The sequence below is a fragment of the Anoxybacillus sp. MB8 genome, assembly GCF_011006755.1.
GTDB lineage: Bacteria > Bacillota > Bacilli > Bacillales > Anoxybacillaceae > Anoxybacillus > Anoxybacillus gonensis.
This window is the reverse complement of sequence record NZ_RXXX01000005.1, coordinates 49,119-65,259: the sequence shown is the minus strand read 5'-3', so window position 1 is coordinate 65,259 and position 16,141 is coordinate 49,119. Positions and strand designations below refer to the sequence as shown.

The following is a 16,141-nucleotide window of genomic DNA, read 5'->3' as shown; positions in this document are numbered from 1 at the left end:
GATGTATGCTGTTGTCGCCATTACAAAACACGGGGTACATATTGCGAGAAAGCTATACGATCAACTTCCGCATGCGCACATTTATTATACGGATAAATTTGCGAAAGGGGACGAACACGAGAAAGGAATTCATTTATTTTCAGGAAATGTTCGATTGTTGTTGCCGCAATTGTTTTCAACGTATCGCGGGCTGATTCTCATCATTTCACTCGGTGCCGTCGTACGAATGATTGCTCCGTTGCTAAAAGACAAAAAAACAGATCCTGCTGTTGTTGTGATTGATGATAAAGCAGAACATGTCATTAGTGTATTATCTGGTCATTTAGGAGGAGCCAATGAGCTGACAAAAAAAGTGGCGAATTTGCTTGACGCTCGTCCGGTCATTACGACAGCATCCGATGTGCAGCAAACGATTGCGGTTGACTTATTCGGTCGCTCGTTCGGATGGGAATGGGAAAATGAAAACAATTTGACGCCTGTGAGCGCTGCGGTTGTCAATGAGCAACATGTCGCGATTGTACAAGAATCGGGAGAGCGAAATTGGTGGACGTATGATACGCCGATTCCATCAAACATTCGGCAATATGATTCGATTGCTGAGGCGCTTGAAGCGAAGCCGGATGCGGCGCTTATTGTCACGCATCGCTTGCTCGAAAAAGAGGAAGAAGCGATTTTACAAAACGGGGTGTTATATCGTCCAAAAGTGATTGTCATTGGTATCGGCTGTAATCGTGGGACGAGCGCAGAAGAAATTGAACACGTCATTGATGAAACGCTACAACAGCTTCGTTTTTCAATGAAAAGTGTCAAAGCGTTATGCACGATCGATTTAAAAAAAGATGAAGAAGGGTTGTTAGCTGTCGCAAATAAATATCAATGGCCGCTTATTTTTTACACGCCTGAGCAGTTAAACACTGTTCCGATCGATGAGCCTTCGGAAACGGTATTCCGCTACACGGGAGCATATGGGGTGAGCGAACCTGCAGCGAAGCGATATAGCGGACAAAATAAGCTTGTGTTAACGAAAAAAAAGAGCGGAAATGTAACGATTTCTGTTGCACTTTGGGAGGAACGGAAATGAGGAGAATTGTCGTTGCAGGAACGGGGAGCGGTGTTGGAAAGACGACGATAACACTCGGTTTAATGAGTGCGTTTAAACAAAAAGGATATGTTGTTCAAGGGTTTAAATGTGGGCCAGATTATATTGATCCGACGTATCATACCGCGGTAACAGGAAGACGTTCGCGCAACTTAGATAGTTGGATGGGGAATGAACAAATTGTGCGCCACGTATGTAGCCATGGGAGCGAAGGAGCGCATTTGTCGATTATTGAAGGGGTGATGGGGTTATTTGACGGGAAGCGAGCAACGACAAATGAAGGATCCACTGCAGAAATTAGCATGATCACCGAAAGCCCTGTCTTGTTAGTTGTCGACTGTTCAGGCATGGCGCGTAGCGCTGCGGCAGTTGTGCGCGGATTTCAACTGTTTGATAAACGAGTTCGCATTGTTGGAGTTATTGCGAATCGCGTTGGGAGCGAAGGGCATTTTCGCCTCGTCAAAGAAGCGATTGAACAACAATGCGGTATTCCTGTCGTTGGCTATTTGTTAAAAGAAAGCGATTTGACGATTCCAGAGCGTCATTTAGGGCTTGTTCCATCTGTGGAACGTGGAGAGCTTCAACCGTTTTTTGAACGGCTTGGTGAGCGCATCGATCAAACGGTCGATTTAGATGCTATATGGAAACTAGCGGAAACGACCGTCCTTCATAGCGAGCCGTTTTTTACACCAAAACAAACGTACGATGTGCGCGTGGCTGTCGCAAAAGATGCAGCGTTTCATTTTTATTACGAAGAAAATTTAGAAATGCTTCAGGCGTATGGGGCAACGCTCGTTTATTTTTCTCCGCTTGCCGGTGAATGTGTGCCGAACGATGTGCACGGATTGTACATTGGCGGAGGTTTTCCAGAGGAATTTGCCGCGGAGCTTGCGCGTCACGAAAAAGTGAAACGATCGGTTGCCGAAGCCATTCAGCGCGGTTTACCGACGCTTGCCGAGTGCGGTGGATTTATGTATTTAACAGAAGGCATCGAAACGACTGACGGGCAATATTACGAGATGGTCGGCGTCATTCCGGGGCACGTGTGTATGCATCGAAAGCTTGTGGCGCTCGGATATCGCGAAGTGACAGGAATGGAAGGAAACTTTTTGTTTGAACAAGATGAAGCGAAAGGACATGAATTTCATTATTCAACGTTTATTCGACGCGAAGAAGAAAAATTTTCATATGAAGCGAAAGGGCTGCGCGGATGTAAACGAGACGGATATATGGATCAGCGGTTAGTCGCTGGTTACATTCATTTTTATTTTCCGTCGAACCCTTTGCTTGTTGAGCGGTGGTTGAAGGCGTGCTGCGAGGTGAAAGGCGATGCGTAAAGCGCTGCCGATTATGTTTCAAGGAACGCATTCAGATGCGGGGAAAAGTGTGATCGCGACAGCTTTTTGTCGCATATTTGCCCGCAAAGGTTGGAAAACGGCACCGTTTAAGTCGCAAAATATGTCACTTAATTCATACGTAACGATTGACGGAAAAGAAATCGGACGCGCGCAAGGAGTGCAGGCGGAAGCGGCAGGCGTGTTAGCGACGACGTATATGAATCCAATTTTAATTAAGCCGAGCCGCGATCAAGAAGCGCAAATTGTTGTACATGGAAAACCGTACAAAAACATGCAAGCGGGTGCTTATCGAACCGAGTTTTTTCATACGGGACTGAACATTATTCAACAGTCGCTCGATGTATTAATGAAACAATACGATCGACTAGTCATTGAAGGAGCGGGAAGCCCTGCGGAAGTAAATTTGAACGATCGTGAGCTTGTAAATATGCGCGTGGCACGCATGGCGAATGCTCCCGTTGTCTTAATTGGTGATATTGAGCGCGGAGGAGTGTTTGCGAGTTTAGTTGGCACATTGCAGTTGTTAGATGAGTGTGATCGGAAACGTGTCATCGGGGTGATCATTAATAAATTTCGTGGCGATGTTGCGCTTCTTCAGCCGGGATTGCGTTGGTTCGAGCAATATACAGGCGTGCCGGTGCTTGGCGTCGTTCCATATGTGCATTTGCGCATCGATGCGGAAGATTCTGTGACACTTTCTCGTTATGCGACAAAAAAAGATGATACGAAAGCGATCGATGTAGCGGTCATTCAATATCCGCGCATGTCTAACTTTACTGATATCGATCCGTTTTTTGCCGAGCCGGACTGTTCGGTGCGGTTTGTGACGGACGCGTCGTTGTTAGGTGAGCCAGATATACTTATTTTGCCGGGCAGTAAAAATACGATTGAAGATGTGCAGTTTTTAAAAGAAACAGGATTATTTGTAGCGATCCGCCGTTTATATGAACGAAGCGATACGATCATGATCGGTATTTGCGGTGGCTATCAAATGCTTGGAGAACGTATAAAAGATCCGTTTCATGTCGAAACGTCACTCGATGAGATAGAGGGATTAAATTTGCTGCCGATTGAAACGACGCTCGCTTGTGAAAAAACGACGGTGTTATGTGAAGGGATATTGACGTTTCAACGCGAAACGTTTCATGTGAGTGGGTATGAAATTCATATGGGACGTTCGATCGTAAAAAGCGGTGCGCCGCTTATTTCGCTCAATGGAAAAACAGACGGCTGTAAAACGAAAGATGAACGCATTATTGGAACATATATGCACGATCTATTTCATAACGATGCGTTTCGCCATCATTTATTAAACGACGTGCGGAGAAAAAAACAACTTCCGTCACTTCCTACACGAGCTCTTTATCGACAATTGCGCATGCAGGCATTTGATGAACTAGCTAATTGCGTCGAAGCGAGCGTCAATGTGACAACAATTGAACGAAAAATGATGGAATTTCAAGGGGGAGACAATCATGCTTTATGAACAAATTGGGGAAGAAGTACGCAACTATATTGATCAACTAACGAAACCGCGTGGAAGCCTTGGACGACTTGAAGAGCTAGCAATTGACATTGCGAAAATGACAGGGGAGCGTTTTCCGAACGTGACGCCGCCGGGCGTGCTCGTGTTTGCGGCCGATCATGGTATTGCGAAAGAAGGGGTGTCTGCGTATCCGCAAGAAGTTACCGCACAAATGGTGCTCAATTTTGTGCGTGGCGGAGCTGCCATTAACGTATTTAGCAAACAAATTGGCGCCATATTTTCAGTTGTCGATGTTGGCGTGGCAACTGATATTCATGAAGAACGTGTCATCGACGAAAAGGTAGCATATGGAACGAACAATTTTGCCGATGAGGAAGCGATGACGAAAGAAGAGGCGGAGCGAGCAGTGCAAGCAGGATATCGCCAAGCAAATGCTATAATTGATTACGGCATCCGCTGTTTGATCGTTGGGGAAATGGGGATCGGCAATACGACGACAGCTAGCGCTCTGTTAGCAGCGATAAGCGGCCGCAACGTGGCTGAACTTGTCGGCAAAGGAACCGGTGTTCGTGATGAAGCATTGAAACGTAAGCGAGACGTGATTGAACGTGCCCTTGCAAAACATAAGCCGAGTGCGTCTGATGCCATCGATTTATTGACAAAAATCGGAGGGTTTGAAATTGCGGCGATGGCGGGAGCGATGATCGCAGCCGCAGAGCGACGCATTCCGATTTTGCTTGATGGCTTTATTTGTACCGTCGCGGCGTTAATCGCCGAACGACTGGATGAGCGGGTCGTTCATTATATGATTGCGGGGCATCGGTCGCAAGAACCGGGTCATCGCATCGCTCTTGAGTTGTTACATAAAGAGCCGCTTCTTGATTTACGTATGCGTCTTGGAGAAGGAAGTGGAGCGGCGGTGGCCTTTCCGATTGTCAATATGGCGCTGGCGATGCTTCATATGGCGACATTTTCATCAGCAAACGTAGCGACAGGGAGCGATCATGATGAATAAAGGAAAAGTATATATTGTTGGGGCAGGTCCAGGGGATCCGAAGCTCATTACTGTATACGGACGTGAATGTATTGAAAAGGCGGATGTCATTATTTACGATCGGCTCGTGAGTTCACAGCTGTTGACTTACGCAAAAGAAGGAACAACGCTTTTATATTGCGGCAAAGAGCCGAGAAAGCATGGGAACATTCAGCAACAAATTCATCAATGGCTTGTTGAACATGCGTTGCAAGGAAAGACGGTCGTCCGTTTAAAAGGCGGCGATCCGTTTATGTTCGGTCGCGGCGGGGAAGAGGCGGAGCATTTACGCGCATACGGCATTCCGTATGAAATCGTCCCAGGTGTGACAGCTGGCGTCGCTGCTCCGGCATATGCTGGCATTCCTGTGACGCATCGCAATTATGCTGGAGGGGTGACGTTTATTGCAGGACATCAGAGCGGGGAACGTGATCGCATTCGCTGGGACGCATTAAGCGAGGCAACAGATACGATCGTATTTTATATGGGGATGGCAAACATCGCTTATATTTGTGAACAACTACAACGTCATGGTAAAGATGGCGAGACGCCTGTGGCAGTCATCGAATGGGCAACAACGACAGAGCAACGAACCGTTGTTGGTACGTTACAAACAATCGTTGACATCGTTCATGAAAAACAACTTTCTTCCCCTGCCATTATCGTTGTCGGAGATGTCGTCCGCTTACACGATCAATTAAAGTGGGTGGAAGAAAAATGGTGATTGTTTATACGGGGGATGGAAAAGGAAAAACAACCGCAGCGGTCGGCCTTGCCGTTCGCGCTGCGGGACATGGAAAAAAAGTGATCGTCATTCAATTTATTAAATCGCCGCACCGTCCATATGGCGAGGCGAAAATATTGCAACAACTTGGTGTTGACGTGCATCAAACAGGGGTTGGCTTCACGTGGACGAAAACGCCAGAAGAACATCGCCAAGCGCTACAAAAAGGGTGGGCGCTTGCGAAACAACATGTGTTATCTGGTTTATACGATGTCGTCGTTTTAGACGAATTAAATGTTGCTTTAGCCATTTCGTCGTTTCCGATTGATGATGTTTTGCCAATGCAAGATGTTGTGCATACGTTGGCAAATAAGCCAGCGCATACGCATGTTGTCGTGACAGGAAGAGGGGCAAAAGAGGACATCATTCAACTTGCCGATTTAGTGACGGAAATGAAAGAAGTAAAACATTATTATCATAAAGGCGTTCATGCGATCAAAGGAATTGATTTGTAAACAATGGATGTTGTGAAAAAGCTGATCAAAGTCAGCTTTTTCACAACACGTTAAAATATCTTGCTTCCGGATGGGCGAAGACGATGGCGGAAACGGACGCTTCTGGTTCCATCATATACCCTTCCGTTAAATGAATGCCGATTTCTTCTGGGCGTAAAAGACGGAATAGTTTCTCTTGGTCTTCGAGATTTGGGCAAGCAGGGTAGCCGAAAGAAAAACGTTGTCCTTGATACTTCGCCGCAAATCGTTGTTCCATCGTAAAATCAGGAGAATCCGGAAAGCCCCAACGGTCGCGCATAATTTGATGGACGCGTTCCGCTAATCCTTCCGCTAGTTCAAGCGCTAGCGCTTGAATGGCATGGCTTTTTAAAAATTGTCCTTCTTCTTTTAGACGTTGTGCCATATTGCGCACTCCTGCTCCAGCCGTCACAGCAAATAGCCCGACGTAGTCGATTTGTTCATTCGAAAGATAATCTGCTAAGCATAAATGCGGCGCTTTCGTTTGTCTTGGAAACGTAAACGTTTCAATGACCGTTTGTTGATCGCGCGGATCGTAAATGATTACCGTATCGCCGTCGCTTCTGGCTGGGAAAAATTGATATACCGCTTTCGGTGCAAGGGATTTTGTTTGTTTTGCTTCAGCGAGCAGCTCATCGATCAACTCTTTTAACATGATTGCTTTTTCGTTTCCTTCTGCCAACAGCTTTTTTACATTTCCTTTTAAACCGAGATGGTGGCCAAGAAGCATTTGCCAATTGACGTACGGTTCAATATGTGAAAGCGGAATGTCTTTTAATATATGTTTTTCTGTATCGGTCGGAACGTAAATTGGTGCCCGCTTCACATTTGACTTTGTCATGACAGCGACTGTGCTTTGCCGTTCGATTGTTTGTTTCGTTTTTTCTTTTTTCTCATAAGAAATGTCTTGTTGGACGATACGGTTGGCAAGCGTCAATCCTTCCATCGCATCTTTCGCGTATAAAACGATGCCGTCATATTCGGGCGCGATTTTCGTATCGGTAAATTTGCGTGAAAGAGCGGCGCCGCCAACTAAAATTGGCAAGGAGATGCCCGCTTGTTTTAAGTCTTGCGCAGTGAGCACCATTTGTTGAGCCGATTTTACAAGCAGTCCGGATAAGCCGATCATGTCTGGCTGTTCGTTTCGCACCGCTTCAATGAGCTGCTGAGGCGTGACTTTAATGCCTAAATCGACGACGTGAAACCCGTTGTTGCTTAAAATAATATCGACTAAATTTTTTCCGATGTCGTGCACATCGCCTTTGACTGTTGCTAGCAACACTTTTCCTTTGACGCTCGTTTCGTTTTTTTCCATATACGGCTCTAAAAAGGCGACGGCCGCTTTCATCACTTCTGCGCTTTGCAACACTTCGGCGACGATGAGCTGATTATCGTTAAATAGGCGACCGACTTCGTCCATTCCGTTCATCAGTGGACCGTTAATAATGTCAAGCGGACTGTACGTTTGTAAGGCGAGCGTCAAGTCTTCGATGAGCCCATCTTTCGTTCCTTCAATGACGTATGTGGCAAGCCGCTCTTCTAACGTCATATGGACGTTTGTTTGTTTCGGTTGTTTCGTTTTATCGCGATAAAATTGAATAAATGCGTTTAACGTTTCATCGTTTGTGTGAAATAACAACGCCTCTGCTAAGCGCACCTCTTCTTCAGGAATGGACGCAAAGCGCTCTAATTTTTCCGTGTTGACGATCGCGTAATCAAGCCCTGCTTGCGTGCAATGGTATAAAAAGACGGAGTTTAACACTTCGCGTCCGACAGGTGGCAAACCAAATGAGACGTTGCTAATGCCGAGCATCGTTAAACAGTTTGGCAAATGTTGTTTAATGAGGCGAATGCCTTCGATCGTTTCTTTTGCTGCGCCAATATATTGCTCATCTCCTGTACCGATCGGGAAGACGAGCGGATCGAAAATAATGTCGTGCGGTGACACGCCATATTTATTGACGAGTAAATCGTATGAACGAAGGGCGATGTCCAGCTTTCGTTTCGCTTCAATGGCCATTCCTTGTTCGTCAATCGTGCCGACGACGACCGCTGCACCGTATTGATGAAGAAGCGGGACAATTTTTTCAAATCGTTCTTCCCCGTCTTCTAAGTTAATGGAGTTAATAATCGCTTTTCCTTGGAAATACGATAACGCACAGGCGATGACGTCCTCATCGGTTGAGTCGATGACGAGCGGCACTTTCACTTTTTTCACGACTTGTTGAATAAATTGTTCCATATCTTCTTTTTCATCACGGTCAGGGTCCGCTAAACAAATGTCGATGACGTGCGCTCCATTTTTCACTTGTGCGCGCGCAATTTCTGCCGCTTCTTCATATTTGCCTTCCGCGATGAGCCGTTTAAACTTACGTGAGCCAATGACGTTCGTTCGTTCCCCGACAAAAAGCGGCCGCATCGTTTCATCGTATATCAACGCATCAATGCCAGATACTGCATGCATGGCAAACTGTTTCGGGATGACACGAGGTGGAATGTCGCGCACCGCTTCAGCGATGGCACGAATATGTTGTGGCGTCGTGCCGCAACAGCCGCCGACAATGTTTAGCCATCCTTTTTCAGCAAATTGGCGAATTTTTTTCGCAAGCATGTCTGGCGTTTCGTGGTAGTGCCCTTCTTCGTCAGGAAGCCCAGCGTTTGGATAACAGCTGACGGCTGTGTTCGCTAATGAAGCGAGCGAGCGCAAATGGTCGGTCATAAATTCCGGACCTGTGGCGCAGTTTAAACCGACGGCAAAAGGTTTCATATGTTGAATGGAAATAAAAAAAGATTCGATCGTTTGTCCGGCAAGCGTCGTTCCCATCGGTTCAATCGTTCCAGAAATCATCAGCGGCACCCGTTTTCCGACCGCTTGAAACGCTTCGGTAATGCCGAGAAAGGCGGCTTTGACGTTTAACGTATCTTGGCACGTTTCTAACAACAATAAATCGACGCCGCCAATTAATAGCCCGCGCGCTTGTTCTTCATACGCAGCAACGAGCTCCGTAAACGTCGCTCCGCCTGTGACAGAAAGCGTTTTTGTCGTCGGACCCATCGAGCCTGCAACGAAGCGCGGCCAATCGGTTGTCGTATATTTTTCCGCTGCTCGTCTTGCAAGTTTCGCTGCCTCGATATTTAACTCAAGCGCTAAATGGCCGAGATCATATTCGTCTAGGACGATGCGCGTTGCCCCGAACGTATTCGTTTCGACAATGTCGGCCCCTGCGGCAAAATACGCTTCATGAATGTGAGAAATGACGTGTGGGGCGGTGATCGTTAAATATTCGTTGCATCCTTCATATGCTTCACCGCCAAAATCGTCCGCAGTTAAGTTGGCCGCTTGAATCATCGTTCCCATTGCACCGTCAATAATTAAAATTTTCTTTTCGAGCTGTTCAAATAAACTAGCCATAATAAACCGTCCTTTCTTTTGCGAGCCGCTCTTTTTCATGAATGTAACGAACGAGTTCGACCGTCATATCGTAACGTAAAAATGGGGTAATTAAATAAATGCCTTGGAATAAATCGAACGCGGCATCGATGAGCGCTTTGGCGATCGCTAATCCTTCTTTCGTTGATTGAACACGGTCGTTTGCGCACATCGCCATGCGGTTGCGAATGTCATCAGATAATGTAATGCCCGGCACTTCGTGATGTAAAAAGTCGGCGTTGCGAGCGCTTGTGAGCGGCATAATGCCGATGTAAATCGGCGTCGGTAAATGTTTCGTCGCTTCATACACGTCTTCGATTTGTTTTTCGCTATAAAGCGGCTGTGTTAAAAAGTAGTGCGCCCCGCATTCAATTTTTTTCTCTATCCGCTTTACTGCTTTATCTAAATGGCGCACGTTCGGATTAAAGGCGGCAGCGATCGAAAAGTTCGTCTTTTGTCCGAGCGGTTTGCCTGAGTACGACAGTCCTTCGTTAAATTGGCGAATTAACGAAATGAGGTCAAACGATGATAAATCGTAGACGGACGTCGCACCTGGAAAGTCGCCTACTTTTGACGGATCGCCTGTTAAAGCGAGCACGTCGGTCATGCCGAGCGTATGAAGTCCCATTAAGTGCGACTGCAAGCCGATTAAGTTTCGATCGCGGCATGTAATATGAATGAGCGGACGCATGCCGAGTTGTTGTTTGACGATCGTGCCGACAGCGACGTTGCTAATGCGCGGTGTCGCAAGCGAGTTGTCGGCAAGCGTTAAGGCATCAATGTTCGCTTCTTTTAACGCTTTTGCGCCTTCTAAAAATGTCGTTAAGCCGAGCTTTTTCGGTGGATCGAGCTCGACGATAATCGACCGTCGCGTGCGAGCGATGTCGGCAAGAGAAGGGGCTGTCGTTTGTTTTTCTTCTTGGACGACGATCGGATGGCGCTGTTTGACTTCTTTTTTATATACAGGCGTACGATCGGAAAGGGCGCGAGCAATGGCGGCAATATGTTTTGGCGTCGTACCGCAACAGCCGCCGATGAGCCGAACTCCTTGTTCACGAAAGGCGCGCGCCGTTTCTTCAAAATATTGTTCGCTCGTTTCGTAAATGAAGCGACCGTCGCGATATTGCGGCAAGCTCGCGTTCGGATATACCGATAAAAAAGCGCGTGTAGGAATCGGTACTTCTTCTAGTGAGCGCAACATATGATATGGGCCGAGATGGCAGTTTAAGCCGACGACATCGGCCCCAAGTCGTTCTAATTCGATCAGCGCTTCAGCAAGCGGCATCCCGTGTTGCAGGACGCCAATATCATGCAACGTGACGTGGGCGATGATCGGCAACGTCGTTTCTTTGCGAGCGATGGAAAGAACGGTTTGCAATTCTTCGAAATCGTAATATGTTTCAAGCAAAAGCCCATCGACACCTTCGTTTAACAACACATACAGCTGTTCACGAAATGTTCGTTTCACTTCTTCAAGCGAAATCGTGCTTTTGTTCGTGCTCCGTAGTCCTCCGATCGTACCGAGCACGTAGGCGCGCCCTTTTGCCGCTCGTTTCGCCAGTTCGACCGCCGCTTCGTTTATTTTTTTTACGTCATCTTGCAGCCCGTAACGTGCTAGTTTTACGTAGTTGGCGCCGTATGTGTTCGTTTGAATGACTTCTGCGCCTGATTCAATATACGCCTCATGAATATGGACAATTTCTTCAGGCTTTGTGACGTTTAATTCTTCAAAACAACGATCGATGCCGTGCGCATATAATAACGTTCCCATCGCTCCATCCGCGATGACGATGCGTTCTTTTAAATCATCTAACAATCCCACGTCCATTCCTCCGTTTCTTTGTTTAAAGTAAAAAAGTCCTCTCCATAAGAAGAAGACTTGACGCGCTCCTTCTTATCTTCCAAGCGAATCGCTTGTCTGGACTTAGCACCTTGACGATCGTCAGGTTGCTGAAGGTTCATCGGGCCAGTCCCTCCCCTTCTCTCGATAAGATGTTGTATGAAGTTACTCATAAATGTAACTGATTTTTTAGAAATATTCAACTATTTTATTTGAGAAAAGAAAAAGAAGGCCGAGTGCCTTCTTAACGGTAGTTGACGAATTGAACGTCAATCGGTAAATCTGCTTCGCGAATGGCGGCGATTACTTTTTGTAAATCGTCTTTACTTTTGCCGCTGACGCGAATTTGGTCTTCTTGAATTTGACTTTTTACTTTTAAACCTGTATTTTTAATGATTGTGTTAATTTTTTTCGCATTGTCTTTGTCGATGCCTTGGACGAGTTTCGCACGTTGGCGCACCGTTCCGCCAGATGCAGCCTCTACTTTTCCGTATTGAATGTTTTTTGTCGGCACGCCGCGTTTAATGAGTTTGCCGATAAGCACATCTTTCAGCTGTTCAAGTTTAAACTCATCGTCAGAAATGAGAATGAGCTCATCTTTTTCAAGTGAAATGTCGCTTTTGCTTCCTTTAAAGTCGTAGCGGTTTTGAATTTCTTTTAACGCGATGTTGATGGCGTTCGTCACTTCTGACAAATCGACTTTCGACACAATATCAAACGAACTTTCTTTTGACATATGAATCACCTCGGCATAAATTCGTTGTGCTTCCATTATAGTCGATTGTTGGCATACGAACAACTTTACAAAATCTTTATATATAAAAAGTAAACAAAATGTCGAAACATGTCGATATAATAAATGAAGCGGGATTTGATCGAAAAATAAGGAGATGAGGAAATTTGATGAAAAAAATGATTCCACTCATGATGGCATTCGTTTTATTGCTTGCCGCAGGGTGTTCGCAAACGAGTTCTTTTCAACCGAAAGAGCGAATAAAAGTAGGCATTATGTTGTCAGACGTCGGACTCGGTGATCAATCGTTTAGCGATTCGGCGTTTAAAGGATTAATGAAAGCGCGCGATGAGCTAGGCATCTTTTTTGACTATCGTGAGTTAAAAGAAACCGAGACGTATGAAAAAGGGTTAACAGAGCTCGTTGAAGCAGGGAACGATCTCGTCATCGGATTAGGTTTTATGGTGCAACAAGATTTAGAAAAAGTCGCCAAAAAATATCCGAAACAGCAATTCGTCTTAATTGATGCGGTATCTGATTTACCGAACATTACATCGATTACGTTTAAAGAAGATGAAGGAAGCTTTTTAGCTGGCGTAGTGGCTGGCATGTTGACGAAAACAAACAACGTCGGTTTTGTTGGCGGAGCGGATGTGCCGCTTATTCGCAAATTTGCGAACGGCTTTATTCAAGGGGTAAAAGCGGTTAGACCAGAAGCAAAAGTGCAAGAAGTGTACGCTGGCAATTTCGGTGATGATAAACTTGGGGTACGAATTGCGAAACAAATGATCGCAAACGGGGCCGACGTTTTGTATGCCGCGGCTGGATTTACAGGTGTCGGTGTGCTTCGCGAGGCGGAAATGAATAAAAAATATGCGATCGGTGTCGATAGCGATCAATATTTTTATGCGGAAAAAGCAGTCGTCACATCGATGTTAAAAAATGTTGATGTCGCATTATATACAGTCATTAAACAATACGTCGAAACGAAAGAAGTGCCAAAAGGGACGGTTCAGCTTGGCTTAAAAGAAAACGGTGTTGATTTGGCGCCGATTCGCGTCGTGACGTTCACTCCAGAGCAACAAGCAACGCTTGAAAAGTGGAAAGAAAAAGCGACAAACGGCATCGCAAAATAAAGGAGGAATATGATGACGATTAAACAACGGTTATTATTTCACTCATTAGCCACACCCGTCATTGCGGGGGCGATTATCGTGTTTATCATTATAAATATGCTTTCGATTCAATCGTCGAATCAAGATTTTGTTCCGCTCATGATGAAAGCGCAACATTTGCAGGCGGAGCTAAAAGCGACGAAACAAAGTTTAAGCAACTATGCTTACAGTCCGACAGAAGGAAATAAACAAGAAGTGATCGTTCATTTAGCGGAATCGGAAAAGCTGCTTCAAGCATTAAATAAAGGGTTAACTGAGCCGTATTTTCGTTCTGCACTTGAGAAAGCGAATAAAAAGTTTGCTGAGCTTGCGAAACAATCGAACGAAGCGCTTGATGCAAACGATGTAGCGGAAGTGCGCCGCCAGTCGATGCGCGCGGAAGGGGTATTAAACGATGTGTACGTCGTCAACACGTATGTGAGCGAATATTATACGTACATGCAAAAAACGTTACAAAAGCAAATTGATCGCGTCATTACGATTTCACTTGTGGCGATTGCTGTCGTATTATTGTTTGCGGGATTTAGCGGCGTCCGTTTAACGCAAAAAATGTCGACGCCGTTGCGAAAAATCGCAGAAAACGCAAAACAAATCGCCAACAGCAATTTGCGTATTGAACCTGTGAAGTATAGCGGCAAAGACGAATTGGCCGATTTAAATGCGGCGTTTACGGCGATGGCCGATCAATTGAATGCATTGCTTCAATCGGTCGATACCGTCAGTAAGCAAGTCGAAGCGTTTGCGAAAGAAATTGATGAAGAAACAAAAGTGTTAACAGAAATTAATAACCAAGTCGCTGTGTCAACAAACGAATTATCCGCAGGGGCGCAAAGCATTTCCGAAGACTTGCAAAGTGCGGTACAGCTCATTGAACGCATGGAAGGAACTGTACAGGAGAACGTCGGTCGGACGGAGCAAACAGCCCGTTATAGCGATGAAGCGGTCGCAGCGATTACAAATGGACAAGCCGCTTTAGCAGAGCAAAAAGGATTTATTGATGAAAATACGAAAGCGACCGCTTCGATTGAACAATCGACTGCGCAGTTTGCGACGTATGCAAGCAAAATTGAAGATATGGCCAAAGCGGTCGCTGATATTGCAACGCAGACGAACTTGCTTGCGTTAAATGCGGCAATTGAAGCGGCGCGAGCAGGGGAAGCGGGCAAAGGATTTGCTGTCGTTGCTGAAGAAGTGCGCAAGCTTGCGGAAGAATCGTCAAAAGCGACAAGCCAAATTTTTGAGATGGTACAGCTTATTCAATCGGGGTTAACGAATGTGACAGAAGCGGTTCGTCGCGGGGTGGACATTGCCGAAGCGCAAGCGAAAGCGATTGAAACGACAACCGATGCGTTTGCACAAATTGAAAATAAAGTGCATCATATTACGACAGATATTCAAGCGCTTGTCGTCGGCATGAACGAATCAAAAGAGCTCGGCAAAAACGTTTTACAAAACGTTGAAAGCATTAGTGCGGTTGTCGAACAGTCAGCCGCAGGAAGCGAACAAATTGCCGCTTCCATGGTTGAGCAGTTAGAGGCGTTCAAAAAAATGAGCGAAAAAGTGACGACGTTGCGCCAACTAACAGACGACTTACAACAAACGATGGCAAAGTTCCAAATGAAGTAAAAAAGATGCTCCTCGCGAGCATCTTTTTTTTACAAATGATTCGTTTCTTTTGAATAGGCGCGTTTACCGGCTTGGCGGTTTTTTTCGCGCTCCATATTTTTTTCATGTCTTTTTGCATTATTGTCTTTTGCTTTTTTGTCGTTATCGCTTGTCATCGTCTCGCCCTCCTTTTATCGGTAGTGTAATCATTGCTCAAGCTGTTTATTCAAGAAAAAGAGGGCGATCGTTCCCGGTCCGGCGTGCGCTCCGATCGCACCGCCAATTTCAGAAATGAAAAATTGTTTGCATCCGAACGTTTCTTCAATCATCGCTTTTAGTTCGAGCGCCGTTTGCTCATCGTCGCCGTGGCTAATGCCGATCAGTTGGTGTTCAACGTTTGCTCCGCGCTGTTGCATTAGCTCAATCATGCGCTTCAATACTTTTTTCCGTCCGCGCACTTTTTCAATCGGAATTAATTTTCCGTCCTCGACATGAAGGAGTGGTTTAATGTTTAACACTCCACCGACAAACGCAGCGGTTTTGCTGACGCGCCCACCACGCGCTAAATATTGTAAGTCATCGACGGTGAAAATATGTTCCATATGGCGACAATACGTTTCAATCGTTGTCACGATATGCTCGTATGCTATGCCGCTTTCAGCTAGCTCAACCGCTTTTTTTACGACAAGTCCAAGCCCGAGTGATGCGCATTTCGAGTCGATGACCGTCAATTTGGCATGAGGATATTGTTCAAGCACTTCGTTTTTCATCATGACGGCTGTTTGATATGTGCCTGACAAAGCGGAAGAAAAAGCAATATAAATGGCAGGAATGTTTTCTTTCGCAAGTGTTGTAAATAGCTCTTTCATTTCGGAAGGTTTCGCTTGCGACGTTTTCGGCACTTCGCCTTTGCGCATCGCTTCATACACTTGCTTCGGTTGAATCGTCAGTTGATCATCATAATCGTGGTCGTTTATATGAACAGTTAACGGTAAAAAAGCAATTTGTTTTTCTCGTATAAAAGAAAGTGGCAAATCGCACCCACTATCCGCTATAATTTTAATATTCATTTCAATCACCCCTATGTATGTACTTATTTTAAGTGTATCGATTGTGATGAAAAAA

At 45.7% G+C, this 16,141-nt stretch carries 13 protein-coding genes and 1 riboswitch; of the genes, 8 read left to right on the top strand and 5 right to left on the bottom strand.

Annotation, left to right across the window (positions count from 1 at the left end):
- Nucleotide 1: 1 nt before the first annotated feature.
- The 6 genes from EKC99_RS03395 to cobO are packed head-to-tail and all read left to right on the top strand — an operon-like array spanning nucleotide 2 to nucleotide 6,215.
- A complete protein-coding gene (locus tag EKC99_RS03395) occupies nucleotides 2–1,081 on the top strand; it encodes a cobalt-precorrin 5A hydrolase (protein WP_021094030.1) in 1,080 nt (359 codons plus the stop codon).
- Nucleotides 1,078–2,436 carry a cobyrinic acid a,c-diamide synthase CobB gene (locus EKC99_RS03390; protein WP_021094031.1) on the top strand — a complete coding sequence of 453 codons (1,359 nt, stop codon included), beginning with the start codon at nucleotides 1,078–1,080 and terminating at the stop codon, nucleotides 2,434–2,436. Before EKC99_RS03395 ends, EKC99_RS03390 begins: the two co-directional genes overlap by 4 nt.
- Nucleotides 2,429–3,943, top strand: a complete 1,515-nt coding sequence (locus EKC99_RS03385; RefSeq protein ID WP_021094032.1) for a cobyric acid synthase — start codon at nucleotides 2,429–2,431, stop codon at nucleotides 3,941–3,943. Before EKC99_RS03390 ends, EKC99_RS03385 begins: the two co-directional genes overlap by 8 nt.
- Nucleotides 3,933–4,958, top strand: a complete 1,026-nt coding sequence (gene cobT, locus EKC99_RS03380; protein WP_075039291.1) for a nicotinate-nucleotide--dimethylbenzimidazole phosphoribosyltransferase — start codon at nucleotides 3,933–3,935, stop codon at nucleotides 4,956–4,958. Before EKC99_RS03385 ends, cobT begins: the two co-directional genes overlap by 11 nt.
- On the top strand, nucleotides 4,951–5,700 hold the full coding sequence (cobA, locus tag EKC99_RS03375; RefSeq protein WP_035062932.1) for a uroporphyrinogen-III C-methyltransferase: 750 nt from the start codon (nucleotides 4,951–4,953) through the stop codon (nucleotides 5,698–5,700). The genes cobT and cobA overlap by 8 nt, the downstream gene beginning before the upstream one ends.
- On the top strand, nucleotides 5,694–6,215 hold the full coding sequence (gene cobO, locus EKC99_RS03370) for a cob(I)yrinic acid a,c-diamide adenosyltransferase (protein ID WP_163150530.1): 522 nt from the start codon (nucleotides 5,694–5,696) through the stop codon (nucleotides 6,213–6,215). Before cobA ends, cobO begins: the two co-directional genes overlap by 7 nt.
- Before the next feature lie 40 nt (nucleotides 6,216–6,255).
- Here the strand turns inward: cobO and metH are convergent, their stop codons facing one another.
- From metH to EKC99_RS03355, 3 genes are all read right to left on the bottom strand, one after another.
- Nucleotides 6,256–9,645 carry a methionine synthase gene (gene metH, locus EKC99_RS03365; RefSeq protein WP_163150528.1) on the bottom strand — a complete coding sequence of 1,130 codons (3,390 nt, stop codon included), beginning with the start codon at nucleotides 9,643–9,645 and terminating at the stop codon, nucleotides 6,256–6,258.
- Complete coding sequence (locus tag EKC99_RS03360) at nucleotides 9,638–11,485, bottom strand: bifunctional homocysteine S-methyltransferase/methylenetetrahydrofolate reductase (protein WP_163150526.1); 1,848 nt, start codon at nucleotides 11,483–11,485, stop codon at nucleotides 9,638–9,640. The genes metH and EKC99_RS03360 overlap by 8 nt, the downstream gene beginning before the upstream one ends.
- A gap of 69 nt (nucleotides 11,486–11,554) precedes the next feature.
- Nucleotides 11,555–11,657: riboswitch (SAM riboswitch) on the bottom strand.
- A 90-nt stretch (nucleotides 11,658–11,747) separates the two neighbouring features.
- Nucleotides 11,748–12,239 (bottom strand): YajQ family cyclic di-GMP-binding protein, encoded by a 492-nt coding sequence (locus tag EKC99_RS03355; protein WP_009361924.1) that lies wholly within the window; start codon nucleotides 12,237–12,239, stop codon nucleotides 11,748–11,750.
- Between the two features lie 167 nt (nucleotides 12,240–12,406).
- Between EKC99_RS03355 and EKC99_RS03350 the strand changes: the two genes are divergently transcribed.
- Together EKC99_RS03350 and EKC99_RS03345 are read left to right on the top strand one after the other, a co-directional pair.
- Nucleotides 12,407–13,372 carry a BMP family lipoprotein gene (locus tag EKC99_RS03350; RefSeq protein ID WP_163150524.1) on the top strand — a complete coding sequence of 322 codons (966 nt, stop codon included), beginning with the start codon at nucleotides 12,407–12,409 and terminating at the stop codon, nucleotides 13,370–13,372.
- A 9-nt stretch (nucleotides 13,373–13,381) separates the two neighbouring features.
- Complete coding sequence (locus tag EKC99_RS03345) at nucleotides 13,382–15,037, top strand: methyl-accepting chemotaxis protein (protein WP_240468791.1); 1,656 nt, start codon at nucleotides 13,382–13,384, stop codon at nucleotides 15,035–15,037.
- Between the two features lie 29 nt (nucleotides 15,038–15,066).
- Here the strand turns inward: EKC99_RS03345 and EKC99_RS03340 are convergent, their stop codons facing one another.
- The gene (locus EKC99_RS03340) at nucleotides 15,067–15,192 is read right to left on the bottom strand and encodes a DUF3941 domain-containing protein (RefSeq protein ID WP_003395443.1); all 126 of its coding nucleotides are present in this window, start codon (nucleotides 15,190–15,192) and stop codon (nucleotides 15,067–15,069) included.
- A gap of 30 nt (nucleotides 15,193–15,222) precedes the next feature.
- A complete protein-coding gene (locus tag EKC99_RS03335; protein WP_163150522.1) occupies nucleotides 15,223–16,086 on the bottom strand; it encodes a DegV family protein in 864 nt (287 codons plus the stop codon).
- Nucleotides 16,087–16,141 lie beyond the last annotated feature (55 nt).